The organism is Paenibacillus sp. BR1-192 (assembly GCF_029542445.1).
In the GTDB taxonomy this organism is placed as follows: Bacteria; Bacillota; Bacilli; order Paenibacillales; family Paenibacillaceae; genus Paenibacillus_AQ; species Paenibacillus_AQ lautus_A.
This window is the reverse complement of the sequence record NZ_CP120718.1, coordinates 6519317-6546312: the sequence shown is the minus strand read 5'-3', so window position 1 is coordinate 6546312 and position 26996 is coordinate 6519317. Positions and strand designations below refer to the sequence as shown.

Here is a 26996-nt window from a genome sequence, read left to right as displayed (position 1 = left end):
GTAATCAACAGATGGATACGAGGGAAATGGAGATGATGATTATGACGGTCTTTCTGGAGATGAAGGATGTCGTAAAACGATATGGTAGCAAGCTGTCGGTGGATCATATGAACCTGGAAGTGCACGAAGGCGAGATTTTTGGATTATTGGGACCGAACGGAGCGGGCAAGAGCACGTCCATCAATATGATCTGCGGCCTTCTGGCGAAGGATCAGGGCATCATCAAAGTAGACGGTATCTCCATCGAGGAGCAGCCGCTGGAAGTGAAACGGAGAATTGGGCTGGTGCCCCAGGATCTGGCCCTGTACGAAGAGATGACGGCTTGGGATAATGTCGCTTTTTTCGCCAAATTGTACGGCCTGCGCGGCCAGCTGCTGAAGGAACGGGTGGAGGAGGCGCTGGCGTTTGTCGGGCTGCAGGATCGGGCAAAAGAAAGGCCGTCCACCTTCTCCGGGGGGATGAAACGAAGACTGAATATTGCATGCTCGATTACGCATCGTCCGAAGCTGATTATCATGGATGAGCCGACGGTGGGGATTGATCCGCAGTCCCGGAATCATATCCTGGAATCGGTGGAGACGTTGAACCGCATGGGTTCTACCGTTATTTATACAAGTCATTACATGGAGGAAGTTGCCGCGATCAGCGACCGGGTGGCCATCATGGATCAAGGTCATGTTATCGCCTGCGGGACGCAGCAGGAGCTTCGGGCACGCGTGGCGCATGAGGAAAAAATCATTCTTACTGCCGATGGGATCACACCGGATCTGGTGGAGGAGCTGACCATTCACCCGCGCGTTAGGCGCGTGGCGCAGAATGATAACGAGGTCGAAGTCTATGTACCGTCAGCTCAGGATGAGCTGCAGGATATTTTATTCATTTGCAGTAAACACCATACGACGCTTCGCTCCCTGCAGTGCGAGGAGCCGGGGCTTGAAACGCTGTTTCTCAGCCTGACCGGGCGAACGCTTCGCGATTGATCATAACGGACACGAGCAGAGGAATCCATGAAGGAGGAATACCGAAGATGAATACGATGATTATCGCTTGGTTCGAGCTGAAGCGGATGGCCACCAGCCGATCGGTGCTGATCAACCAATTTTTGCTGCCGCTGATCCTTATTTTCATATTGGGAAACGCGCTTTCGGGCTGGTTTGGCAATGATCAGGAATTTAAACAGCCATCGGTCCGAGTGGGATTGGTGTTAGATGCCGAGGCTGGAGGACAGCTGCCGGGGAGCATGCAGACGCTGACCGGCTTGCCGGAGATTCAGGACCTACTGGAACCTGAGGTGGTATCCAGCCGCGAAGAAGTCGAAGAAAAGCTGCGCCGGGGCGAGGTCGATTACGCGGTGGTGATTCCTGCTTCCTTTGATGAACGAATGAGCCAGGGAGCGGATGTGAAGCTTGAGCTGCTACCTGGAAGAGACCGTGATCTAAACCTCGTGGCAGACACTGTCTTCAAGACCTTTATCGCAGATGCCAATCACAAACAGGCGGAGGTAGTCGTTATGGGCGGAGACCAAGTTCTTGCGGCTCAAGCGGCAGCGCCTGTCGATGCGTCGGACGGACCCAACGTTACGATCGGGCAGCTGAGCGAGAAAGGAGCAACGTACTCCGCAGCCCAATATTACGCTGCCTCCATGCTGATCATGTTCTTGCTGTATTCTGGTCTGATGGCCAGCAGCAGCCTGCTGGGCGAGCGGGAAAGCCGGACCTTATATCGCTTGCAAAGCGCGCCCGTTAACCCCGGAACCGTGTTTGCCGGAAAAATTATCGGATCCAGCCTGATTACGCTGGTACAGGCAGCCGCCATCGTCCTTGGATCCATGTGGCTGTACGGCGTTAAATGGGGACCGCACCCCTTGCTGCTCATCGTGGTCTGCGTATTAATCACGTTATCGTCCATGACCATCGCCACGTTCATAACCCTGGTCTCCTCCACGGCGGCTGGAGCCAGAGGGCTGATGCAGGCGATCATTATCGCCATGACGTTTGTCAGCGGAGGGTTTATGCCGCTGCCCGTGGAGTTCTTCCAGAAGCTCGGCGCCTTCACCGTCAACCATTGGGCGATGCAGAGCATGCTGCGGATGATGCTGAACAGCGACGTGCATTTGATTGTCACATGCGTTGGCATGCTGGCGGCCATTACCGCGGCCCTGTCGGCTGCAGCCATGATTACGTACAGGAAGGTGGGATACCATGCATAGCTTAACCATTGCCTGGCATATGGTGAGACGGACGCTCGGGCGAAAGAGAGGCTGGATCGTTTACCTGCTGGTTCCTTGCGTAGTGGTCACCTTGACGGTGTTTCTCATGGGGCAGACCACGGCCGCGAGCATTCTGGTCACTTACGTGAACGAGGATGAGGGACCTGCAGGGCGGTACTTGATGAATGAACTGGAGCGGAGCGGCCAATACGTGCTCAAGGAGTCCGGGTCCGAGAATATGCTGAGGGAAGACCTGGTGGAGAATAAAAGCACGGTGGGCGTTTATATTCCGCAGGGGTTCAGCGACGGATTAATAGAAGGCCAACGGCCGGCAGTTAAAATATACGAAGTCTCCACCTCGGAGGCCTCGGTAATGATCCGAATGACGGCGGACTCCGCGGTTACGCGCCTGAGCGGTACGGCCGCCTTGATCCGGGAAACCTCGGAGCCGGACGCGGATCGTATGCTGGCGCTGCAAGAGGTGCTCAAGCAATCCGCGCTGAATCGGGTGGATACCGAGGTCACGGATCTGAATCTATATGCGAAGCCGGGACTCTCGAACGTAACGGGATTTACCCTGATGTTCATGATGACCCTTATCTCCAGCGTGGTGTCGATGATGATTGATGACCGCAGGCAGCGAACGCTGTCCCGCATGTATACGGCGCCGGTACGCGCCTATCAGATCGCTTTAGGTAATTTTCTGGGCAGCCTGGTGGTCGGCTCGCTGCAGGTGGTCATCGTGCTCGTGCTCAGCCGGTATGTCCTTCGTTACGATTACGGAGTTCCGTTCGTGCTGCATTTCCTTATTCTGATGGCCTTTATGCTCGTATCGTTAGGCGTGGCAAGCACGGTCGCGGGGCTGATCCGGAACGGGCAAAATGCGGCCATGATCAATTCCATGATCGTCACGCCGACCTGCATGCTGGGCGGGTGCTTCTGGCCGCTTGCCATCATGCCGGAATTCATGCAGAAGATCGCCAATTTCATCCCGCAAAAATGGGCCATTGAGGCGGTGGAGACCGCTGCTACGGGCGGCACGTTATCCGACATCGCACTGCCGCTTGCCGTGCTGGGCCTGATGGCAATCATTCTGCTGGCCGTCGGTTCCGCTGTCCTGCGGCCGAGCGAGAGCGGGGTTGGGCACGGCGCTTAAATTATTCGCTCCAGGAGTTCCTCCGTAATAAAGCTCTTGAAGCTTCGACCGGAGGTTGCATATCCTGGTGCCGTATCGTGAGGCCCAGGTTTGTTATTAGTGATCCAACCATTGTTTATATATGCAAAAGCGCCCGGTCAGATCTGAATCCATGCCGATTCAGTCTGCCGGGCGCTTATTCGGTTTATGCGGATGTGTTACGATTTCCTTCAACGCAAAGCATGGAAGTACATGGGCCGGTCATAGCGGCAATTGCCTACTCCTTCAGCTGCCGTAACACCGTGATTTCAACCCGGCGGTTCTTCTGCTTGCCTTCGGCGGTCGCGTTGTCCGCGGCCGGCCTCGTATCGGCATAGCCTGCATACTGGAAGCCTCCCGGGTCCAGCTTGCTGTGCTCCAGGAAGAATCGCAGCACCGACATCGCTCGGGCGCCGGAGAGCTCCCAGTTGTCCTTATAGCTGGAGTAGCGGCCGATCGGCACGTCGTCCGTATGCCCCTCGATGCTCACCGTGGTGTTTAAATCGCCGAACAGGCTGGCTAATTTGCCCAGAACCGGAGCGGCGCCAGGTTTAAGCTCGGCCTTACCAACATCGAACAGGAAGCGGTCGCTTAACGTAATGGCAATCCCCTGCGGCTCATCCGAGATGAAGATGTCCTCTTCGAGCTGGTTATCCTTCACGTATTGCTGAATGAGCCCCATAAAGTTCGCCAGCTCTTCCTCCTGGGCACGGAAAGCAAGCTCGCGCTCGGTCAGCGGTTCCTGCCCGTTATCCTTGTCCTCGCCTTCCTCGTCGGCAGCAGGCATCGGCGGAGGATTTTTATGGTTCTCGGTATCGGCAGTTCCGGTAATCCCCGAGCCCATCTCCAGAATGCTGTCCCCGCTCTGGAAGGTGGCCTGCAGGGATTGGGTGACGAGCTTGTATTTTTCCGTGTCGAGCCGGCTCATGGCATACATCACAACAAAAAAGATCAGAAGCAGCGTAATCAGGTCGGCATAAGTGATCATCCAGCGGTCGCGCTGTTCGCCTTCGGCCTGTTTGCGCTGACGCCGCCGTCTATTCGGCTGTCTCATGCGCGATCCCCCTTGAGGACGGAATGTCCGTGGTGCCTGCGGAAGCGAAGGAGGCTAGCTTTTTGCGAACCAACAGCGGGTGCTCTCCGTTCTGAACGGCCATGATTCCTTCGAGCAGCAGCTCCATTTTTACAATTTCTTCTTCGGAACGTGCTTTAATCTTGGACGCAATGGGCAAAAAGATAATATTGGCACTTGCGACGCCGTATAAAGTGGCGGTAAACGCGACAGCGATGGACGGGCCGAGACCGGTCGGGTCCTGCAGGCTGCCCAGCACGTGGATCAATCCCATGACGGTACCGATGATCCCCATGGTAGGGGCATAGCCTCCGGCGGACTCGAAAATTTTGGCATAGCCTTCGTGCTTCTGCTCGGCGGCATTGATATCGAGCTCCAGGATTTGACGCACCATTTCCGGGTCGTTGCCGTCCACGACCATCTGCATGCCTTCCCGCAGGAACGGATCCTCGTGTTCGGCCGAGATGCGCTCGAGCGCCAGCACCCCGTCTCTTCTGGCCGTTACCGACATATCGACGATGGCATCAATCAGCTCGTCCGTCGAACGGTTGCTGCGGCCGAAGGCCAGCTTGAGCGCAGCGGGGATCGTACGGAGCCGGGTGGCCGGGAAACTGACGATGACGGCGGCGATGGTCCCGCCGAATACGATAAGCGCAGCCGCGCCTTGCAGCAGGCCGCTCAGATGCCCGCCTTCCCATAAAAACCCTCCGATCAACGCGGCCAGACCGGCGAGAATGCCAAGAATAATCGTAATATCCATAACGCTGTATCATCTCCTTAAGGAAGTTAATTAAGATCATCGGTTCGTATGCCACAAGTTCGACATGAACACTGAAGGCTCCCGAAGTCGTGGAAGCCGGGGACTTAAAGATTTGCCCTGGAACTTATTGAAATTTTCACTAAACTGTTTGCATCAAAAAAACGTAAAGGGTATAATGAGACGGGAACAAATATTCTTATTCCTTACGCAGACACCACTAATTTCCCATAGTATATCATCGGGAAGTTTCGACATATCTTTTAGCATGAATTTCATTTTAGAGTATGAGGGTGATGAAGGGCAATGAGCGATTTAGTTGTCAGTACCAAATCCTTTGAGATCCAGTCTGAATTCCAGCCGCAGGGCGATCAGCCCACGGCTATTGATGCGTTGGTCGAAGGACTCCGCCAAGGGAAAAAACATCAGACGCTGCTAGGTGCAACAGGAACGGGTAAGACGTTTACGATCGCGCAGACAATCGCCAAGGTAAACCGTCCCACACTCGTCATTGCGCATAACAAGACGCTGGCTGCGCAGCTGGCCAGCGAGTTTAAGGAATTCTTCCCGAACAACTCGGTGGATTATTTCGTGAGTTATTACGATTACTATCAACCGGAAGCCTACATTCCTTCCTCCGATACGTATATCGAGAAGGATTCCAGCATTAATGAAGAGATCGATAAGCTTCGCCACTCCGCCACGAGCTCGCTGTTCGAACGGCGCGACGTCATCATCGTGGCGAGCGTATCCTGCATATACGGTTTGGGTTCGCCGCACGAGTACGGAGAAATGCTGCTTTCGCTCCGGGTGGGCATGGAGAAGCCTCGCAACGAGATTCTGTCGCGGCTGGTCGATATCCAATACCAGCGGAACGATATCAACTTCGTGCGCGGCACGTTCCGCGTGCGCGGGGATGTCGTCGAGATCTTCCCGGCCTCGAAGGGAGAGCATGCCGTCCGCGTCGAGCTGTTCGGCGACGAGATCGAACGGATCACGGAGATCGACGTCTTGACGGGCGAGCTGGTTGGGGAACGCGAGCATATCGCCATCTTCCCGGCGTCTCACTTCGTCACCCGCGAAGAGACGATGCGGGTAGCGCTCGTGAATATCGAACGCGAACTGGAAGAGCGCCTTGAACTGCTGCGCTCGGAAGGCAAGCTGCTGGAGGCTCAGCGGCTGGAGCAGCGCACCCGTTACGACATCGAGATGATGAAGGAAGTCGGATTCTGCTCCGGGATCGAGAACTATTCAGGTCCCCTGACCTTCAGGGAGCCTGGGGCTACGCCATATACGCTTCTCGATTACTTCCCGGACGACATGCTGTTCGTCATTGACGAGTCGCACGTTACGCTGCCGCAAATCCGCGCGATGTACAACGGTGACCGGGCACGTAAAACGGTGCTGGTCGATCATGGCTTCCGCTTGCCGTCCGCGCTCGATAACCGGCCGCTGAAGTTCGAGGAATTCGAGGAGAAGGTGAACCAGATTATCTACGTATCGGCTACGCCGGGACCGTATGAGATGGAGCACTGCGATACGATGGTCGAACAGATCATCCGGCCGACAGGCCTGCTTGATCCGATCATCGACGTGCGTCCGACCGAAGGGCAGATCGATGACTTGATCGGCGAGATCCATGACCGCGTGGATCGCGATGAGCGCGTGCTCGTCACCACGCTCACGAAGAAAATGGCCGAGGATCTGACCGATTACCTGAAGGAAATCGGAATCAAGGTCCGTTACATGCACTCCGATATCAAGACGCTGGAGCGGATGCAGATCCTGCGCGATCTGCGGCTTGGTACATTCCACGTGCTGGTGGGTATTAACCTTCTACGGGAGGGACTCGACCTGCCGGAGGTTTCCCTCGTAGCGATTCTGGATGCGGACAAGGAAGGTTTCCTGCGTTCCGACCGCTCGCTCATCCAGACGATCGGACGGGCGGCCCGGAACTCGGAAGGCAAGGTTATCATGTACGGGGACAAGATCACCGATTCGATGGATCGGGCGATCAAGGAAACCGAGCGCCGCCGCAGCATCCAGGTTGCTTACAACGAGGAGCACGGCATCACGCCGCAGACGATCCGCAAGAAGGTGCGCGATGTCATCGAAGCGACGAAGGTCGCCGAGGGCAAGGCGGATTACCTGGTGGGCGAAGGACAGAAGATGTCGAAGAAAGAGCGTCAGAAGCTGATCCAACGCCTCGAGGCCGAGATGAAGGAAGCGGCGAAGAATTTGCAATTCGAGCGTGCGGCCGAGCTTCGTGACGCGCTGCTGGAACTGCAAGCCGAGTAATATGGAGAGACGAATGACAAGGGGGACGGCCTATGCGGTCGTTCTCTTTGTGAAATATAAGCACCACATGCATGCCATATGGAGTAGGAGATGATATCGTTTGGCCAGTGAAAAAATTGTGATCAAAGGCGCCCGCGCACACAATCTGAAAAATATCGACGTCACGATACCGCGTGACAAGTTTGTCGTTCTGACGGGGCTTAGCGGCTCGGGCAAATCCTCCCTCGCATTCGATACGATTTATGCCGAGGGGCAGCGCCGTTACGTGGAATCCTTGTCCGCTTATGCGCGCCAGTTCCTCGGACAGATGGAGAAGCCGGATGTCGATTCCATTGAAGGCCTGTCGCCGGCGATATCGATTGACCAGAAAACCACGAGCCGCAATCCGCGCTCGACGGTAGGCACCGTGACGGAAATTTACGATTATTTGCGTCTGCTGTTCGCCCGGGTCGGACACCCGCACTGTCCGGAGCATGGCGTGGAGATTATCTCCCAGACGGTCGAGCAGATGGTCGACCGCATCATGCAGTATCCCGAGAAGACGAGGCTGCAAATTCTCGCGCCGGTCATTTCCGGCCGCAAGGGCGAGCACAAGAATCTGTTTGCCGACATTGCGAAGCAGGGCTTCGTTCGGGTGCGCGTCGATGGGGAGCTTCGCGATCTGTCGGAGAACATCGAGCTTGAGAAGAATAAAAAGCATACGATCGAGGTGGTTGTGGACCGGATCGTGGTTAAGGAAGATATCGAGGCGCGCCTCGCCGATTCGATCGAGACGGCACTGAACCTATCAGGCGGCCAGCTCCTGGTCGATATCATGGGCCAGGAGGAGCTGCGGTTCAGCTCCAACTTTGCCTGTCCGATCTGCGGCTTCAGCATGGAAGAGCTGACGCCGAGAATGTTCTCCTTCAATACGCCATTCGGTGCTTGTCCGGATTGCGACGGCTTGGGCGTGGAGATGATCGTGGATCCAGAGCTGCTTGTGCCGGATATGAGCAAAAGCGTCGAGGAAGGCGCCTTTGCCGCATGGAGCGGGGGCACATCCACGTATTATCCGCAGTTTTTGAAATCGGTCTGCGCGCATTTCGGCATTCCGCTGGACAAGCCGGTCAGTACCTTTAGCCAGGAACAGATGAATAAGCTGTTGTACGGCACGGGCAACGAGAAGGTTCACTTCCGTTATGAGAATGACTTCGGTCAGCGGAAGGAAGCGCACGTCACCTTCGAGGGCATCATTCCGAATCTGGAACGCCGCTACCGCGATACGAACTCCGAGGGCATACGCGAATACATCGAAGGCTATATGAGCAGCAAGCCGTGCGATGTGTGCAAAGGCCATCGTCTCCGTAAGGAAAGCTTGGCCGTTACGATCAATGATCGCAACATGGCCTATGTTACCAGCTTGTCGATCGGAGAATCCCTGAAATTCTTCGATCATCTGGAGCTTAGCGAGAAAGAAAAACAGATTGCCAATCTCATTCTGAAGGAGATTCACAGCCGCCTGGGCTTCCTGGTTAATGTCGGGCTGGATTACCTGACCCTCAGCCGTTCGGCGGGAACGCTGTCCGGCGGCGAAGCGCAGCGGATCCGGTTAGCCACGCAGATCGGATCGAGCCTCATGGGCGTGCTCTACATTCTGGACGAGCCGAGCATCGGGCTGCATCAGCGGGATAACGACCGCCTGATCTCCACGCTGGAGCATATGCGGAATTTGGGCAATACGCTGATTGTGGTCGAGCATGACGAAGACACGATGATGGCCGCGGACTATATCATCGACATCGGCCCGGGCGCAGGTATTCATGGCGGCCAAGTCATTGCGGAAGGAACGCCGAAGGAGATTATGAACGACCCCAACTCGCTGACGGGCCAATACCTGAGCGGGCGTAAGTTCATTCCGGTCAGCAGCAAGCGCCGCAAGACCGATGGACGCTGGCTGGAGATTAAGGGCGCGAAAGAGAACAATCTGAAAAATATTAACGTGAAGATTCCGATTGGCGTGTTTACGGCGGTAACGGGCGTATCCGGATCCGGCAAGTCGACGCTGGTCAACGAGATCCTGTACAAGACGCTCGCTCGGGATTTGAACAGGGCGAAGGTACGTCCGGGGCAATACCGTGAAATGAAAGGTCTGGAGCACATCGAGAAGGTCATCGACATCGACCAATCTCCGATCGGCCGTACGCCGCGTTCCAACCCGGCAACCTATACAGGCGTCTTCGACGATATCCGGGATATCTATTCCCAGACGAATGAAGCGAAGATTCGCGGATACAAGAAGGGCCGCTTCAGCTTTAACGTGAAGGGCGGACGCTGCGAGGCCTGCCGCGGAGACGGCATTATCAAGATTGAGATGCACTTCCTGCCGGATATCTACGTGCCTTGCGAAGTGTGCAAGGGCAAGCGTTACAACCGCGAAACGCTGGAAGTCAAATATAAAGGCAAGAACATCGCCGAAGTCCTGGAGATGACGGTGGAGAATGCAACGGATTTCTTCCAGAACATTCCGAAAATTCACCGTAAGATGCAAACGCTGATGGATGTGGGCCTGGGCTACATTACGCTGGGGCAGCCTGCCACCACGCTGTCCGGCGGCGAGGCGCAGCGCGTGAAGCTGGCTTCCGAGCTGTACCGCCGCAGCACAGGCAAAACGATGTATATCCTGGATGAGCCGACCACCGGCCTGCACGTGGACGATATCGATCGTCTGCTCGTCGTGCTTCACCGCCTGGTGGAATCCGGGGAGTCCGTCCTCGTCATCGAGCATAATCTCGATGTCATTAAGACCGCGGACTATCTGATCGACCTGGGTCCGGAGGGCGGCAGCGGCGGCGGTACCATTATCGCTACGGGAACGCCTGAGGATCTGGTCAAGGTGCCTGAGTCTTACACAGGCAAGTATCTGAAGCCGATTCTGGAACGCGATACGAAGCGAACCGAGGAATTGAACAAGGTGGAAGCAGCCCGCTAATAAACGTTAGCGGACGTAAAGTTGTTCTTTGTCGGCATGGGAATTGCCTAGCAATGGGAATGGCACATTGCCATTCTCAATGCCGGCATCGATAAGAAAATGAGAGGAGTCCCTGGTGGAATTGCCAGGGGCTCTTTTTTTGTGATGGTCGACAGCCATCGAAGCATGCCCCGGACCACGAACCGTGCGAACAGGGAGCGGCGAGCAAGTCATTTAGAGAAACCTTCAAGGAATGCACCTATGTCCGGCGTTATTTTCATGCTATCCTCCAATATCTTCGTATTCCAAGATATGGTATGATCTTGGTGATTTCGTTAAAACGGAGGGATTGTATGAAGAGGATCACCTGTTCCATTCTGATCGTTTTGGCAGCAAGTGCTTTATACATAAACTCAACCGACGGCGTACAGGCAGAGGTAGGGGGACCCGTTACGGATCGCGTGCAGGCAGAGATGGGGGTATCCGTTTCGGGTGTGAAACACTTCAATGCACAGGAAGCCCTTACCCGATTAAATAAAGGGTTCCTTACCCTAGACGGGCAGGGGAAGTCTAGCTCGACAGAGGCTATAAGCCGGCAGGATTTTGTCATATTCATCGTCCATACGTTAAACCTGAATGCGGATAGTCCTCCGGAAGTCATTACCTTTAAGGATGTGCCTAAGGATCATTATGCCTTCACCGCGATCGAAGCTGCGGTTCAGGAAGGGCTGGTAGAAGGGGTCGGCAACGGGCGATTCGGGCTTGGATTGCCGCTGACGCGTCAGGATATGGCTATGCTGTATCAAAGAGCTCTGCGAGGAATTTCCGATAAGATCGGATCCGGGGCGGAACCTTCACCTTCACAGCAGAACTTACAGGAAGGATCCTCCAGCAATGATGCCAAGGAAGCAATGGCACTGGCCTTGGAATTAGGACTGTTTCTGGAATCCGGCATTGACGGTTTGAACCCCAAGGGTACCGTCACTCGGGAAGAAGCTGTCAGGGCTACAGCCAAATGGCTGGAATCCGTGGAGTCAATCGATTTGAACGCTGCCGTGAGCGAAACGGAAACACCGCCGCCGAATAGCCCTCTTCCGGTCATTCATGGCATCGTTGCTACTTCATCGGGATCAACCTCGGCAACTCCTGTTCATTCCGGACCAACGCAAGCTCCGACAGAGACGGGACCTTCAGCTACCGTATCGGAGGCTTTGCCGACAACGGCACCATCAGCTCCGAATGATCTGAGGTTCCACCATGTGAAGGGGCAGGCTCAATTAACCTGGACGCATCAGCAGGGCGTAACCTACAATATCTATTCCAGCGGACAATCGGGATCGGGGTATGCCTTATTGGCTGAGGGATCGAATGTGGACGCAGGTTCTTATGCCATTACGGATGTACGTTTTCAAGAACCCTCTTACTATGTGATCGAGGCTGTAAACAGCTTCGGCAAGAGCGGTTATTCTAACGAAGTTTCGAGCCGCCCGAATAAAGTGTCGGGCCTTCAGGCCATCCTAAATGAGGAAGATGAATCCATTGCTTTAACCTGGTCAGATGCACAGGAAGGCGTAACCTATCATGTATACTACACAGGACCCGACGGAGCTGGGGCACGTTTGAACGATGAACCGTTAGAGAGTCCGGCCTATCTCATTCCGAATCTCCATATGCTGGCAGGTCTGCCCGGCCGGTATACGATTCATGTTGTCGCCGTGAACGAATGGCATATCCGCAGCGAACCGTCCAACGAGGTAACTTTGGATGTCAGAAAGGACCCCGTGGATCGGATCACGATCATGGATCCTTCCGTGGCTTTGCCAAGCGAGGATCTGGCGGAGGAGACGGTAACCGGGCAGGAGTCGGCTCCAGAGGAACAAAAGGATCAGGAGGATCAGGAGGAGTATGAGGATCCCATTCTCGATCCCACCCGGGTACCTCTTGGATAACGGAAGAACCTGTGCAAGTTTCCATTTCGTTAGCTTGATCTAGTCCCTGCCATGATGAAAGTCATGCTAATGTCTGACAATTTGGTTAAAAATGAGAAATTTCTATGACTTTTTTTCATTTTTCGGGGCGGAGGGCTTGCATCTGGACGGGCACATGGATAACATAGAAGAAGATATGTAAATTTGCCCGAGAAGAAACCCACGAGGAGGTACGTTTCATGATCCTTGCAGCAGCATCGGATGCGACCGCGACATTTAAGACATTTGATATTTTCATGATTTTGTTTACGATTCTGATCTTTGTTGGCGTGGTTCGCCTGTTGATGGCCCGTCAAAAAAATAAATTCGCAATCGCTTTCGGTCTCGTCAGCTTATTTGTGTTCTTGTATTCTGACTATGCCATGATTACAGGATGGTTTAACAATTAGGTTGGCGTGATGCACGCTATTAAAGCGGCTTCATGACGAATGGAATGAAATACATACAAACAAGACGCCCTTCTGCTACCCTGCAGCGTGAAGGCGTCTTTTTGTTTCTTCGAGGGCAAGTTACACGATCCGCAGGAAAAACGTAAAAGAAATAGGTCTATCAGCAATGGTTACAAATGGAAAAACATGATAAATTGAGGAGTACAAGTTGGGTAGAGGATGGAACCGGGGGAGGAACATACCAATTGAAAAACGTACAATGGCAAAAAAGATCCGCGGCCATGCTGCTGGGGACCGTCATTTTGGCAGGAAGCAGCGGCATGCTCACACAGGCAGAGGTTGCGGATGCAGCAAGCGCGAAGCCTAAGAATACATATGAGCAAAACGAGGTGCCTCAAGTCATCAGCCGGATGTCGCCGTCGGTGGTCGGCATTATCGGGAAGGCCGCTCAAGGAAGCGGCGAAGTGGACGACAGATACAATCTGGCGCATGGCACAGGAGTCATCTGGAAGTCGGACGGCTGGATCGTGACGAACGCCCATGTGGTGGACGGGCTTACCGGAATCACGGTCGTGACCGCAGACGGCAAATCCTATAAAGCCAAGGGCGTATACAGCGATCCCAAGAGCGATATTGCATTGGTCAAAATCAATGCCAAGTCCCTGAAGCCGGCCAAAATTGCGGCAACAGCGCAGCATGCGCTTGTCGGGGAGACGGTTGTTGCCATTGGCACGCCGATCTCGTTCTCGCTGCGAAACTCGGCCTCGGTGGGCGTGGTAAGCGGGCTAAACCGGAGCGTAGACGGCTCTTATCGCCTGATTCAAACCGATACCGCCATTAACCCGGGCAACAGCGGGGGCCCGCTCGTCAACTTGAAGGGCGAGGTCATCGGGATCAACAGCAAGAAGTTCGCCGCCGTCGGCATTGAAAACATGGGCTTCTCCATACCTGCAGAAACGGTCCGCTACGTTGTGGGCCATTTATTGGAATACGGCGAGGTGATTAGAGCCGGACTCGGATTGGAGCTGGAAGAGAGCTGGTCCGCCATCGTAGGTCTCCCTTCGGACGATCCGTTGACCGTTACGAAGGTGTTGTCCGAGCAGGCCAAGCAGGCCGGCATTCAAGAGGATGACGTATTATATGCGATTAACGGCAAGCGCATTTATTCCGTTGTTGATATCAACGAACGGTTAAAGCCCTATATGCCCGGTCAGCAGGTTCAGCTGCTGATGCAGCGGGATGGGGATATCGTGAACGTAAAACTGACGCTCAGCCAGGATGGTAACGGAGCTGCTTCGTCAAGCGTTGGGGAGGCCGAGTAATGGAAAAGAGAGAAAGAACGGAAACAAGCCGGCGCCTGCGGCAGGTGACAGCCGGAACCTTATCGGCGCTGATGTTATTTACGACGTTGTCGCTTCCCGCATGGGGAGATGAAGTGGTTGTGCCGGAGAAGCGCATACTGACCGTGCAAAACGGCAGCAGCACAGCTTCGGTCAATGGCACTTCCTACACGATTGCCAAGCCGCAGCTGAAGCATGGCGTATTGATGGTACCGCTGGGCGTATTCAAGAAAGCGTTTGGCAGCGAGATCAGGCTGGAAGGCGAGAACCGGATACGGCTGCTGCAAGGGCCGCATACGGTCGTGCTCGTCATGGACAACAAGACGGCATGGATCGACGGGAAAAAGGTGCAGCTGCCGGTGGAACCGACCATGGTGTCCGGTACGCTGATGGTGCCGCTTCGCCCGGTTGCGGCGGGAATCGGCGCCAAGGTAAGCTCCTCCCAGGGCAAGCTGGCCATCAGCCTCATGGTCACGGATAAGGAAGAGAAGCAGGACGAGAGCGAAATCAACAACACGACCGGGAAGACCCGAATCGGGAACAGCTATTATGAATGGAGCTTGAATTATCCCTCCTGGATGATGGTTGGAAGAGGCACGGACGATGAGAGCGGTTCGGCTTTCAATGATGCTACGGGCCGCTATTACCTGGAGGTGCACGCATCCTCCCACAAGGTGAAGCTGAGTCCCGATGATCTGATGGAACGGCTCCTGAAGGAAGTGGGCGACTCCGGAGACGTTGTGCTGCACCAAGAGACGGTCACAAGCGCAGCGGTTCCGTATGCCAGAGTGGTCTCCCGCGATGTCGACGGCGTCTTGTGGGAAGGTCGGCAGTACTATGCCAACGACCGCGTTTATGAACTGTATTTTGCCGATGCCGAAGCGGTTCACTATAAAGATATGGACCAACACGCAGGCTTGCTGGGCTCTTTCCGAACGGCCTATCGGGCAGGAGACAAATCGGTAAAAGACGTATCCTCCATCGTGGATGGGTTCCGCGAAGCAGGAAACGAAGAATACGGCATATGGTTCGGCATTCCGGCAGGCTGGGAAATCAACAACAAGGATATGTTATACGGCAGCGAAGGAGAGGGCTATCTGTCCGTCTCGGTGACATCCGCTCCGACGGGGGCCGATGGTACCCTCGCCGCTTGGGGGCAGCGCCTTAAAGACTGGCTGGCCGAATCCTTTGTCGAGGAATCGTACGAATACGTCGGACTTACGCCTGTGGAGATTTCCGGCGTCAAAGGGCAGATTCAAGAGGTTCGGTACAACTTCGGGAATAAATGGATAACGGAATATGAGGTGATAGTCCAGAAGAACGGCTACCGCTATTATCTGGAGTATGCGATACCGGATGGGCAGGAACGGACGGCTTCCAACTGGAAAAAGGTTCTCGAATCAATCGAGATCGATTACGATGTGGTACCGGCAAATTTCGGCCGCATCGGCGAAGAGGGCTACCTGACCGATAAAACCAAGATGAGAAGCAAAAGCTCCGAGACGTACCGCTATCATATCGATATTCCGAGGTACTGGGAGCCGCTGAACGATCAGTTCGAGCAGGGAATCGTGGAGTATGGCTTTGCCGGGGGCGGCTTTGAAATTACCGCCCAAAAGGATACAACAGCTGAAGTCATCGTCAGCAATCTGAAACGGTATTATAACGAAGCCAGCGCGGCTTCGTCGGTGAAATTGCTGGGCGTCGATAAGATCACGTTTGCCGGCGTGCCTGCCGTGTCGTTCAAGGTGCATCAGGTGAAGAACGGCGTTGGTTATGCGACCGAGGAAATCGTCTTTGAAAGCGGGGATATCGCGTACACGATCATGACAACGCTGAATGATGCCAATGCAACGGAAGTGCAGCAAGCGGCGCTGGCGCGTACGCTCACCTCGTTTGAGCTCGTGAAATAACCCGCAGAATGGAATTATGAACTCACATCATATGGAATAAAGCGAATGTTTGATAACACTGATAGCTGTCCTGCTGCACTCATGGTGCGGATGGGCAGCTATTTTGGTTTAGGCAGCGGAATGACGGGCCCTCATCCGAATAATGTAGAACATATGTGCCGATCAGGGAGCCTGATATGTTAAAATTAAAAAGTGAGAGCAAATGGATCATTCATGAAACCGGCTTGCAGAAGAGGGATAAGCGGATGAAAAAAACGATAGGCATGTTCGCCCACGTGGATGCGGGCAAGACCACGCTGGCGGAGCAGTTGTTATACACGACCCATACGATTCAGGAGCGCGGCCGGGTGGATCACCAGAGCGCATATCTTGATCGTCATGACATTGAAAAAGAACGGGGCATTACCGTATTTGCCGATCAGGCCACCATGCATTTTAACGGTTCCACGTATTATTTAATCGATACGCCGGGTCACGTCGACTTCTCGCCGGAAATGGAGCGGGCCATACAAGTCATGGATGCCGCCGTTGTCGTCATCAGCGCCGTGGAAGGTGTCGAGGGGCATACGGAGACGGTATGGCAGTTACTGCGCAAGCATGGCGTGCCGACGTTCCTGTTTATCAATAAAATCGACCGGGTAGGCGCAGACGTGCCGCGCGTGCTGGCGGAGATTCGCAGCGAGCTTGCCGAAGACGTCTGTTGGGTCACCGAGGAGGATGTGCTGCAGGAAGGCCTGATGCAGTCTTCGCTCATTGAGTTTATTGCGGAGCGGGACGAGAAGCTGCTGGAGCTCTATATGGAAGAGGGATATGAGGTTTCGCGGTGGCTGGATGCAATGATAGCAATGGTACGGAAGGGGAAGCTGTTTCCGTGCTTCAGCGGATCCGCCCTGCAGAACGTGGGCGTAACCCATTTCATGCATCAGTTGGATCTGCTGACGGTAACGGATTACGATCCCGAGGCGGCATTTGCCGGGAGGGCTTATAAGATTCGCCATGATGAACAGGGCGCCCGGCTGACCTATATCAAAGCCACTGGCGGCACGCTGCAGGTGCGGGAAGAAATCACGTATGTCTCCGGAACGGAGACGATCACGGAGAAGGTGACGCATATCCGCTTGATCAATGGGGGGCGGGCAACCCCTGTCGACCGTGTGCATGCGGGCGACCTGTTTGCGGTTACCGGCATTTCCGCTGCTGCGGCAGGAGTCGGGATGGGGGCTCTTAGCGGCCGGACGGTGTACGAGCTGGTGCCGACGCTGAAGTCCAAGGTGCAATTCGAGTCCTCGATTCATCCCAAGGATATGCTGCGCTGCTTCCGGCTGCTGGATGCGGAGGATCCTTCCCTGTCCGTGCAGTGGGACGAGCCGGCACAGGCGATTCATATTCATGTGATGGGCATCATTCAGCTTGAAGTGCTGGAACGAATCGTGTTTGAGCGGTTCGGTTACCGCATTGCGTTTGGCGAGCCGGAGATTTTATATAAAGAGACCATAACGGAGGCTGTTGTGGGAAGCGGCCATTTTGAACCGCTGAAGCATTACGCGGAGGTGCACCTCCGGCTGGAGCCGGGAGAGCGGAACAGCGGCATCGTGTTTGCCAATGCGTGCCATCCGGATCTGCTGCCGGTTAATTATCAGCATCTGGTTGCCCAGCATGTTGGCGAGAGGGATCATCACGGGCTGCTTACAGGTTCGCCGGTCACTGATATGAAAATTACCCTGCTGAAGGGACGGGCGCACAACAAGCATACGCATGGCGGCGATTTCAGGGAAGCCACGTATCGCGCTTTGCGACAGGGGCTGGAGAAAACAACCAGTCTGCTGTTGGAGCCATACTATCATTTCAAGGTAAAGGTGGATGCCGAGTTTATCGGACGGTTAATGTCGGATTTGACCCAGGCCAAAGCAAGCTTCGATCCTCCGGAAACGGTGGGAGACAAGGTGACGGTGACGGGATCGGCACCCGTATCCACCATGATGAAATATGGAATGGAATTAGCGGCGTACACCAAAGGAAGAGGAACGATATCGCTGGTATACGGCGGATATGACCGGTGCCATAACGAGGCAGAGGTCATTGAACGCAAAGGATACGACAAGAACGCAGACCCGGAATACAGCTCCTCTTCGATATTCTGCGCCAAGGGCAGCGGTTATGCGGTGCCTTGGGATGAAGCGGATCGTCTCATGCATGTGTGAAGCGGTGGAAGAGACTAAGTGGTTAGGCAAGAGGTTCGCGGTTGTAAGGGAGACGAGGGATTCAATAAAGTGTGATTGAAGATAGCTGTGGGATTCGTGTATGTACATGCTGGTTCATGAAAAAGAGCTTCTCGGAAAGAACGTGGGAGAGGGTTTATTGATATCCGTAATGAATAACGCACGCGTCATATCAAAACTTAACGCGTGCGCATACGGGAGACATTTATGAAGAAAGAGAGCCTTTTTCTACAGGCTGCCCGCGAGACGGCCGCATCGTCCAATACGTAATGGCGGTCGTAATCAGCATTAAGACGCCTGTCATTAAGAATACCGAGTGAATGTTAAAGATGCCGCTGATCATGCCGCCCGCGAGCGGCCCGGCCATTCCGCCGATTTGGTTGGCGGTTTGGTTGAGGCTGAACGCGCGCCCGCGGAATTCGCTAGGCGTATGTTTGACCACAAGGCCGTTGAGTGCCGGGAACACGGCACAAAAGAACGCGCCGTAAGCAAAGCGGATGGCCGAGAATGCCCAAATGTTGCTGAACAGGATCTGGGCGAGCGATCCGATTCCGCTGGCGAGCAGGCCGATCAGCAGCACCTTTTGGAACCCGATTTTATCGGCCAGGCGTCCCCAGCGGGCCGCAAACAGGATGCTGGCGATCCCGACGATGGAGAACACAAAGCCGGCAATCATCGAGGTATGCGATGAAGAGCCGCCGATCTGAGCGATATACAGCGGCAGTACGGGCTCGATCGTCATGACGGAGAACTGCGTCAGTACCGTAAGCATGAGCACGGTCATCAGCGCCTTGTTGTGTCCGGCGACCTTAAACGTGTTTATGACGGAGACGCGCTCTTTGCTGGGTACGAATTTCTCTTCTTTGACCCAGAATATGACGAGCAGCGTGGCTGCGAAGCACAGCATCCCTGCCAATCCGAATGCCATCCGGTTGCTGAACAGGGAGGCCAGGGTGCCTCCGATCATCGGGCCCATGATGCCGCCGGTTGCGGTGGCCGTGGACATCATGGAGAGGGCGTAGCCGACTTTTTTCTCAGGGGTATTGGTGCCTACGATCGCGATCGCGCCCGGAATAAAGCCGGAGAGCAGGCCTTGCAGCAGGCGGAGAATCAGCACTTGATACTCGTTCGTGACGAATGCCATCAGTACATAGATGACAAAGAGCACTAAGCCCGCGCGGATAATCATCGGTTTGCGTCCATATTTATCGCCGACGGCTCCCCAGAAGGGAGAGGACAAGGCGCCCGCAAAAAAAGCGGAACTGAACAGCAGTCCCGACCACAATTCCGTATGCTTGGTAACGCCGAGCTCAATCAGAAAAAGCGGGAGAAATGGTATGACCATCGAGAAGCTTGATGAAACGATAAATGAGCCGAACCATAGTATCCATAAATTCTTTTTCCAACTTTCCATGTCTTCTTCATCTCCTGATGTGCGATTTGTTGTACTCCTTCGAGCTTCGCCTCCCATCTTTTTAGATAAGTAATGGTGTATGTATTACATGTATCAGAAATAAGAAAGTGTAAGCTTCATGGGCTTACCCGCCTTATTTTTGGAAGAAACGCTTCCTTTACATGTGGATCTTTCATTGGAGTAAGTACGTCGATAAACGTATGACTTTGCGGTCTCGATTGGTGTTCAGTCCATCCGTGCATCGGTTGAGGTCCCAACAGGGCGATCCGGATGCGGATAAAGCAAAACGCCCCCCCAATTTGGTAAACTGGAATCAACCAGACTACCGCACTAAAGCGAAAGGCGTGCAACTTCATCCTACACCACATGTTTTGGATTGGGAAGAGGCGGGGAATGGGGTTAGAGCGGTAGGCGGCTCATATGGGGATGAGGTGGAACCGCCGATTTATCGCATGAATAAAGGGCTTTCAGGATTCCATGAGACGAGGCTGCAAGATCGTAAAAATTATTTTTTGGGGAGATCTGATATGAGAGAAACGCTGAAGGATCTATATTCGAATACGTTGTTCCAGCAAGTGACCGACCGGCTGAAGGAGGCTTATCCGGCATTCGATGCGGACCGGTTCATGACGCTGATTCATAATGAAGCCTGGGAGCAGGAGGAGTTCAAGCAGCGCATCCGGCATATTACGCTGGCCTTAACGGACACGCTGCCTGCTTCTTACCCGGAAGCCGTCGGGATCCTGAAGCAGGTGGCTCCGCATTTCAGAGGCGTGGAATACGTGTTTTTTCCTGATTATGTCGAGGTGAACGGCATGGATGATCTGGAGACGTCGATGGGAGCTTTGGCGGTATTCACGCATTCTTCCACGGCGGAGTTTGCCGTCCGGCCTTTTATCATCCGGGACCAGGATCGGATGCTGGCCCAGATGATGACATGGGCGCAGTCCGATGACGAGCATCTGCGCCGATTGGCGAGCGAAGGCTGCAGACCGCGCCTGCCTTGGGCCCCGCAGCTGCCGGCCCTGATCAAGGATCCGCGTCCGGCGCTGCCGATTCTGGAGCAGCTGAAAGAGGACTCCTCCTTGTATGTTAGAAAAAGCGTCGCCAATCACTTGAACGATATCTCCAAGGATCACCCGGAGCTTGTGCTGGAGATCGCCGCCAAATGGTATGGCAAGCATCCGCTAACGGATTGGATCGTACGTCATGCGCTGCGTTCGCTGCTTCGAAAAGGGGATATCCGGGCACTGGCTATTTTCGGATACGAGGAGCTTGAGAAGCTGGAAGGACTGGAGGTGCGCGAGCTGCGCATCAAACGTTCCGTGATTACGATGGGGGACGATTTGGAGTTCGCTTTTCAGTTAGTCAACGAAACCGGCTATCCGATGGCGCTCCGCATCGATTACGAGATCGATTATATGAAGGCAAGCGGCAAGCTTGCACCGAAACGCTATAAATGCTCGGACAAGATTTATGCGCCGGGATGCTGGAAGGTCGAGAAGAAGCAATCGTTTAAGCCGATCTCCACCCGCCGTTTCTACTCCGGCGATCACCGCCTTCACATCGTCGTGAACGGCAAGCGTTTGGCCAGCATGGATTTTGTGCTGGAGGGCGCGGAGTAAGAGTAGGGGGCGTGGTGCAGGGGATGTACTGGCAAACCTGGGGGCAGGTCGTGCACAGACGAACCTGTGGTGAAGGAATCCTGGAACCAGGTGACGGTACGGTACGATTCCGATCTAAAGTTTTGTACATCGTGTGCACTGCTCCCTGTGCGTACGGTGCGTGGTCGTTGGGGCATTCTTGGATGGCTGTCGACCGCTGAGATGTTAAGGAGGTTCTGACCACAGGATTTTGAAATCCCAATGCGGTATCCCTGGCATTAAGGTAAGGGAAAGTAATCTCCTTAGGCAAAGAAAAGAGAGTTAAGGGCAATAGCCCCGCACGGTGATCATGCGCCAGTAAAGCCACAGAGGATAATGTGAGGCAAGCTTTCCGATGGGAAGGCTTGTTTTTGTTATTGTACAAAACCGAGTGCCATGCGGATTATGGCAACACTATCAAATGTGTGGAAATCAAGTTAGCAGGTAGAAGAGAAGCCGGACTTTTGGTACACTAGATAAGTTGAAAAGCTTTCAAATGGTTTACAAACAATTGATATAGATGTCGGATGCCCTGTTCTATGAACATAGAGTATGGCTAGCAGGTTTCAATGGAAGAATAGTAGTACACAGCACGCCGGCTTGGACCGGTCTGGGAGGATATAGATGGACACGAAAGCACTACGAAGAGAAGACGTGGAGCTGCTGGCGCCGGCAGGGGATTGGGATTGCATGCGGGCCGCGGTGGCGAACGGGGCGGACGCGATCTTTTTTGGGGTCGAAAAATTTAATGCGCGCGCACGGGCGAACAATTTCCGGATGGACGAGCTGTCCGAAATTATGGCCTTTTTGCACAGTTACGGGGTTAAGGGGTTCCTGACCTTCAATATCCTGGTGTTCGAGAATGAGCTGGAGGATGCCAAGGAGCTGATCGATGCGTGCGTGGATGCCGGCGTGGACGCGGTGATCGTGCAGGATCTGGGTTTGGTGAAAATGATTCGCGAGATTTCCCCGGATTTCCCGATCCATGGCTCAACGCAGATGACGATTACGTCGCCGGAGGCCGTCGAGTTTACGAAGCCGTTTAACATGGAACGCGTCGTGCTCGGGCGCGAGAACAATCTGAAGCAAATCCAGAAGATCGGGGAGCAGGCGAAGCTGCCGATGGAGGTATTCGTGCATGGTGCGCTATGCGTATCCTACTCGGGCCAATGCCTGACTTCCGAAATGTGGGGCGGCCGGTCCGCCAACCGAGGAGAGTGCGCCCAGGCCTGCCGTCTGCCGTACGATCTGATCGTGGATGGCGAGCAGAAGCCGATGGGCGACGTTGCCTACTTGCTCTCGCCAAAAGATCTGGCCGCGATCGATCTGATGCCGGAGCTGATTGAAGCGGGCGTCACCTCGTTCAAAATCGAGGGCCGTTTGAAGAGCCCGGAATACGTGGCTAACGTCGTGAGCAAGTACCGGAAGGCGATCGACCGGTATTTTGACGGCGAGGATGCGAGACCGAGTAAGGAAGAGGTTCGCGAGCTGCAGCAGAGCTTCTCCCGTGGCTTCACCCATGGCTTCCTGGATGGAACGAACAATAAAAAGCTGGTCGAGGGCACGTTCCCGAAAAGCCGCGGCGTGTACCTCGGGCGGGTGGAGCAGATTCTGCGTGATGGGGTCGTCTGCAAGCTGGATGCACCGCTGAAGCGCGGGGACGGTATCGTGTTTGATGCCGGGGACCCAACGAAAAAAGAAGAAGGCGGACGCGTCTACGACGTGCGCCGCAAAGGCGTCAAGCTGGAGGGCGAAGCGCAGGAAGGCTGGATCGTCGATATCGTTCCCGGCCGGAGCGACGTGGACCTGCGCAAGCTGCATGTCGGCGACCGGATCTGGAAGACGAACGATCCGGCGCTGGATAAGCGCCTCCGTCAGACATACGAGACGGAGAAGCCGTACCGGGTATTCCCGGTACATGTGCGCGTCAGCGGCCGTCCCGGACAGCCGCTGTCGACCTGGTGGACCGATGTGCAGAAGGGCACGACGGTCCAGGTGGATTCGGAGCTGGAACTGGAGATCGCCCAGAAGCGGCCGCTCAGCCAGGAGATCCTGGAGGAGCAGCTTGGCCGCCTGGGCGGAACGGTGTTCCAGCTTGAGGCACTCGACGTCGACCTGTACGGCGACGTCATCGTGCCGATTCGCGAGCTCAACAGCATCCGCCGCCGTGCGGTGGAGCTGCTCGCCGGCGAGCGGCCGAAGCCGCCCGTGTACGTGAAACGGGCGGTGTCGGTGTATGGCGATGCGGCTGTGCCCGCAGCGCCCGTGGCCCGCGGTGAGGCGAAGCTCACCGCGCTGTGCCGCAGCCTCCCGCAGGTTGAGGCTGCGCTTGAGGCCGGCGTCGGGATGATCTACGCCGACTTCGAGTTCATCAAGCAGTTCCCGGCAGCGGTGGAAGCCGTGCGTGGAGCCGGCAAACAGATTGCGCTGGCAACGCCGCGCATTCACATGCCGGGCGAGAACGGCTACCACAACAACATCCTGCGCCTCCAGCCGGACGCCGTGCTGGTGCGCAACACCGGTGCGCTGTATTTCTACCTGCGCCACCGGATGGAGAACCCGGGGGCGAAGCATCCCCGGCTGATCGGCGACTTCTCCCTGAACATTGCCAACCACAAGGCGGTTGACCTGTTCGTCGAAGCCGGATGCGACACCGTCACGCCTTCCTATGACCTGAACATCCAGCAGATGGTGGATCTTCTCGGGAAGGCCGACACATCCAAGATGGAGATCGTCATCCATCAGCATCTGCCGATGTTCCATACCGAGCACTGCGTGTACTGTACGTTCCTCAGCGAAGGAACGGACTTCACGAACTGCGGTCGTCCGTGCGAAGAGAGCCGCGTGTCCCTGCAGGACCGGATTGGCATGTCCCACCCGGTACGGGTAGATGAAGGCTGCCGTAATACCGTGTACAACGCCATCGAGCAATCCGGCGCCGAGTACCTGGCCAACTTCATGGAGCTGGGCGTATCCAGTTACCGCGTGGAATTCCTCGAAGAAACGCCGGAGCAAGTCCATGAGGTCATCGATCTCTACAACCGCGCCTTGCGCGGCGAGATCAGCGGCACTCAGGTGTGGAAGAAGCTGAAGGCGACCAACCAGCTTGGCGTAACGCGGGGGCAGTTGGTGAAGTAAGGAAGCAGTACGCGGATTGCGTTTATACCGAGATAATATGAGGGAGTGATGCCAAGTTAGGCATCACTCCTTTTTGCGTCGGAACGCCTCGTTTCTGCGCGTTCATGGCGGTGCTTGGATCGATAATGGAATAGAAACCCGACGTTCGGCTCGACGATCCAACTGAAGCCACGTGTGATCCAGGACGAGGATAGCAGCCAGGTTATGACTGCGCCGAGCAGAATCAGCAGCAGCTTGCCTCCCGTGGACCGGAACGCTTCGAACCAGCCCAGATGCTGCATCGTTTTGACGATGAACCCGTGAAGCAAAAAGACGTACATGGTATTCACCCCACGGTCCGTGAAGGGCGTATCCGACCTCGGAATGAGGGAGAGGACGCATAGTCCCATGATGACGGTGAAGGCGTAGGTGATCATACGGTAGAGGCCTGCATACCACGAGTCCAAGCCAAACTCCAGGTAAGGCATCGCCCCGTAGAACCAGTTAGTTGGTAGGATCGGCGATATGACGTACAGTAAGACGAATCCGGCGGAGAGCAGGATGATCGATAGCAGTTGAAATGGCCGGGCCGTGATGGCATCCAGCCATTCCCTTTTGAAAACATATCCGATGAGAAAAAAGGGCAGGAAGTACAGCGTGCGCGAAATGCTCGCGTAATAGTCGACATCGATCGAGTACCCGAGCATGATGGACATCGCGAAACAGACGACGAGCGGGTATTTGAGCATCAGCAGGTACGGCAGAAGCATTTTCCACAGCATCATGCTGAACAGGAACCATAGGATCCAATTGGGGTAAAAGTACGTGAAATCGAGCCGATCCAAGCCTTGCATATAATAGTCGAACAGGGTATAGAGCGTCTCAAATATGAAATACGGCACGACCAATCCCGACAGCAGGCCGACGTATTGTTTGGGGGATTGAATACACTTGGCAAAATAACCGGCCGCAAAAATAAACAGCGGCATATGAAACGAGTAAATGAACTGATAGATCGCTCCCATCGCTGCTTCGCCGTTAAACGGCTCGATGAGATGTCCTACGACCACCAACAGGATCAGTATGAATTTGAGGTTATCGAAATAGGCGTCTCTCTCTTTCATCAGCAACCAGCTCCTTTGGCTTTTTGGTCCATCGAAGTTTCGTACTAGTATATCGGAGGGGTCTTGGTCATTTCCATGGATAAAACTGGATTGGGCTATCTGGAGTTATCGGATTTAGCTTGTGAAAATTGTGCCGGCAGCCGATAAAAGACCGAAGGAGTCATTCTGAGTTGCTCGAAATACGACTTGAGATGGAAGAGGAATTTCGGAGGAATCAAGCGGCTGATGTCCGGCGGACCGCTGATTACCAAGGAGGATATGGCCGATGCTAATTCTAGATTCTTAATAGCGCCTTCTTCGCAGACGTTTAGCAGCATGTCCTGTTCCAATAACCAATTTACCGACTGTAGTAACGTCAAACTGGGCAACGCGGCCAAAGCGGCAAAGTCACGAATCATAAGTCGTCTGATTTTGACAAAAACCGATTTTAATCGAAGGTTGGTTGGACTCATGGTACAATGGCATCAATATATTGGGAGATATACGGGAATGGAGAAGATAGGATGAACATTCGTAAAGCGATCATACCGGCTGCAGGGCTTGGCACGCGGTTCCTGCCGGCTACGAAAGCGATGCCTAAAGAAATGCTACCCATTGTGGACAAACCGACCATACAATACATTATCGAAGAAGCGGTCGCTTCCGGTATCGAGGACATTATCATTGTAACGGGTAAGGGGAAGCGGGCGATTGAGGACCATTTTGATTCTTCCTTTGAGCTGGAACATAATTTAGCGGAGAAGGGTAAGTGGGGACTTCTTGAAGAAGTGCGTAAACCCTCCAACATGGCGGACATCCACTATATTCGGCAAAAAGAACCCAAGGGACTAGGCCATGCCATTTGGTGCGCACGCAAATTCATCGGGGACGAGCCGTTTGCGGTGCTGCTCGGCGACGACATCGTGGAGTCGGAAGTGCCTTGCCTAAAACAGATGATGAAGGTCTACGACACCCACCAATCTGCTATTGTAGGCGTTCAGCCCGTCGATTGGAACGAAGTCAATCGGTACGGGATCGTAGATGGACTTCAGAAATCAGACCGAATCTATGAAACATCGAGATTGGTAGAGAAGCCATCCCGTCCCGAGGCGCCTTCCAACCTGGCCATCATGGGCCGCTATATTTTGCCGCCGGATATCTTCGATTTGCTGGAGAATCAGGAGGTTGGGAAGAACGGGGAGATCCAGCTGACCGATGCGCTCTCCACCTTAGCTCATCGCAGCCCCATCTACGCGTATCACTTTGACGGGATGCGCCATGATGTCGGCGAGAAGTTAGGTTTTATTGAAACCAGCATTCATTATGCATTGCAGCGGGAAGAGTTGAGAGATGATTTGATTGCGTATTTGAGTGGAGTTTTGACGAAGGTTCAGTAGAGTAATCTAATAAGAC

General features: G+C 54.5%; 17 protein-coding genes. 13 read left to right on the top strand and 4 right to left on the bottom strand.

Features of this window, described 5'->3' with window-relative positions:
* The first annotated feature begins 32 nt into the window (after positions 1–32).
* Genes P0X86_RS30135 through P0X86_RS30125 form a run of 3 tightly spaced genes read left to right on the top strand, consistent with a single transcriptional unit; the run spans position 33 to position 3365 of the window.
* Positions 33–980 carry an ABC transporter ATP-binding protein gene (locus P0X86_RS30135; RefSeq protein WP_277747184.1) on the top strand — a complete coding sequence of 316 codons (948 nt, stop codon included), beginning with the start codon at positions 33–35 and terminating at the stop codon, positions 978–980.
* Between the two features lie 47 nt (positions 981–1027).
* Positions 1028–2209, top strand: coding sequence for an ABC transporter permease (locus P0X86_RS30130; protein ID WP_277747183.1), 1182 nt, complete (start codon positions 1028–1030; stop codon positions 2207–2209).
* A complete protein-coding gene (locus P0X86_RS30125) occupies positions 2202–3365 on the top strand; it encodes an ABC transporter permease (RefSeq protein WP_277747182.1) in 1164 nt (387 codons plus the stop codon). The genes P0X86_RS30130 and P0X86_RS30125 overlap by 8 nt, the downstream gene beginning before the upstream one ends.
* A gap of 256 nt (positions 3366–3621) precedes the next feature.
* Here P0X86_RS30125 and P0X86_RS30120 read toward each other — a convergent pair whose 3' ends face one another.
* Together P0X86_RS30120 and P0X86_RS30115 are read right to left on the bottom strand one after the other, a co-directional pair.
* On the bottom strand, positions 3622–4437 hold the full coding sequence (locus tag P0X86_RS30120) for an OmpA/MotB family protein (protein ID WP_277747181.1): 816 nt from the start codon (positions 4435–4437) through the stop codon (positions 3622–3624).
* Positions 4421–5215, bottom strand: a complete 795-nt coding sequence (locus P0X86_RS30115) for a flagellar motor protein (protein WP_090909949.1) — start codon at positions 5213–5215, stop codon at positions 4421–4423. Before P0X86_RS30115 ends, P0X86_RS30120 begins: the two co-directional genes overlap by 17 nt.
* A gap of 303 nt (positions 5216–5518) precedes the next feature.
* Between P0X86_RS30115 and uvrB the strand changes: the two genes are divergently transcribed.
* From uvrB to P0X86_RS30080, 7 genes are all read left to right on the top strand, one after another.
* Positions 5519–7510 (top strand): excinuclease ABC subunit UvrB, encoded by a 1992-nt coding sequence (gene uvrB, locus P0X86_RS30110; protein ID WP_009594250.1) that lies wholly within the window; start codon positions 5519–5521, stop codon positions 7508–7510.
* A 100-nt stretch (positions 7511–7610) separates the two neighbouring features.
* The gene (uvrA, locus tag P0X86_RS30105) at positions 7611–10478 is read left to right on the top strand and encodes an excinuclease ABC subunit UvrA (RefSeq protein WP_277747180.1); all 2868 of its coding nucleotides are present in this window, start codon (positions 7611–7613) and stop codon (positions 10476–10478) included.
* Between the two features lie 332 nt (positions 10479–10810).
* Positions 10811–12406, top strand: coding sequence for an S-layer homology domain-containing protein (locus tag P0X86_RS30100; protein ID WP_277747179.1), 1596 nt, complete (start codon positions 10811–10813; stop codon positions 12404–12406).
* 218 nt (positions 12407–12624) lie between these two features.
* Entirely contained in the window at positions 12625–12834 is a 210-nt protein-coding gene (locus P0X86_RS30095) for a hypothetical protein (RefSeq protein ID WP_009594213.1), read from the top strand.
* A 245-nt stretch (positions 12835–13079) separates the two neighbouring features.
* The gene (locus tag P0X86_RS30090) at positions 13080–14156 is read left to right on the top strand and encodes a S1C family serine protease (protein ID WP_277747178.1); all 1077 of its coding nucleotides are present in this window, start codon (positions 13080–13082) and stop codon (positions 14154–14156) included.
* Positions 14156–16087: a stalk domain-containing protein gene (locus tag P0X86_RS30085; protein ID WP_277747177.1), complete on the top strand. Its 1932-nt coding sequence runs from the start codon at positions 14156–14158 to the stop codon at positions 16085–16087. The genes P0X86_RS30090 and P0X86_RS30085 overlap by 1 nt, the downstream gene beginning before the upstream one ends.
* A 245-nt stretch (positions 16088–16332) precedes the next feature.
* The gene (locus tag P0X86_RS30080) at positions 16333–18288 is read left to right on the top strand and encodes a GTP-binding protein (protein WP_277749101.1); all 1956 of its coding nucleotides are present in this window, start codon (positions 16333–16335) and stop codon (positions 18286–18288) included.
* Positions 18289–18511: 223 nt separating this feature from the next.
* Here P0X86_RS30080 and P0X86_RS30075 read toward each other — a convergent pair whose 3' ends face one another.
* Entirely contained in the window at positions 18512–19720 is a 1209-nt protein-coding gene (locus P0X86_RS30075; RefSeq protein ID WP_277747176.1) for an MFS transporter, read from the bottom strand.
* A 527-nt stretch (positions 19721–20247) separates the two neighbouring features.
* On the opposite strand from P0X86_RS30075, the gene P0X86_RS30070 reads away from it, so the two are divergent.
* Both P0X86_RS30070 and P0X86_RS30065 read left to right on the top strand, forming a co-directional pair.
* The gene (locus P0X86_RS30070) at positions 20248–21345 is read left to right on the top strand and encodes a DNA alkylation repair protein (protein ID WP_277747175.1); all 1098 of its coding nucleotides are present in this window, start codon (positions 20248–20250) and stop codon (positions 21343–21345) included.
* A gap of 642 nt (positions 21346–21987) precedes the next feature.
* Positions 21988–24501, top strand: coding sequence for a U32 family peptidase (locus P0X86_RS30065; RefSeq protein ID WP_277747174.1), 2514 nt, complete (start codon positions 21988–21990; stop codon positions 24499–24501).
* Positions 24502–24557: 56 nt separating this feature from the next.
* Here P0X86_RS30065 and P0X86_RS30060 read toward each other — a convergent pair whose 3' ends face one another.
* Positions 24558–25604: an acyltransferase family protein gene (locus P0X86_RS30060; protein ID WP_277747173.1), complete on the bottom strand. Its 1047-nt coding sequence runs from the start codon at positions 25602–25604 to the stop codon at positions 24558–24560.
* Between the two features lie 503 nt (positions 25605–26107).
* Between P0X86_RS30060 and galU the strand changes: the two genes are divergently transcribed.
* Positions 26108–26980, top strand: a complete 873-nt coding sequence (gene galU / locus P0X86_RS30055) for a UTP--glucose-1-phosphate uridylyltransferase GalU (protein WP_277747172.1) — start codon at positions 26108–26110, stop codon at positions 26978–26980.
* The last annotated feature ends 16 nt before the right edge of the window (positions 26981–26996 follow it).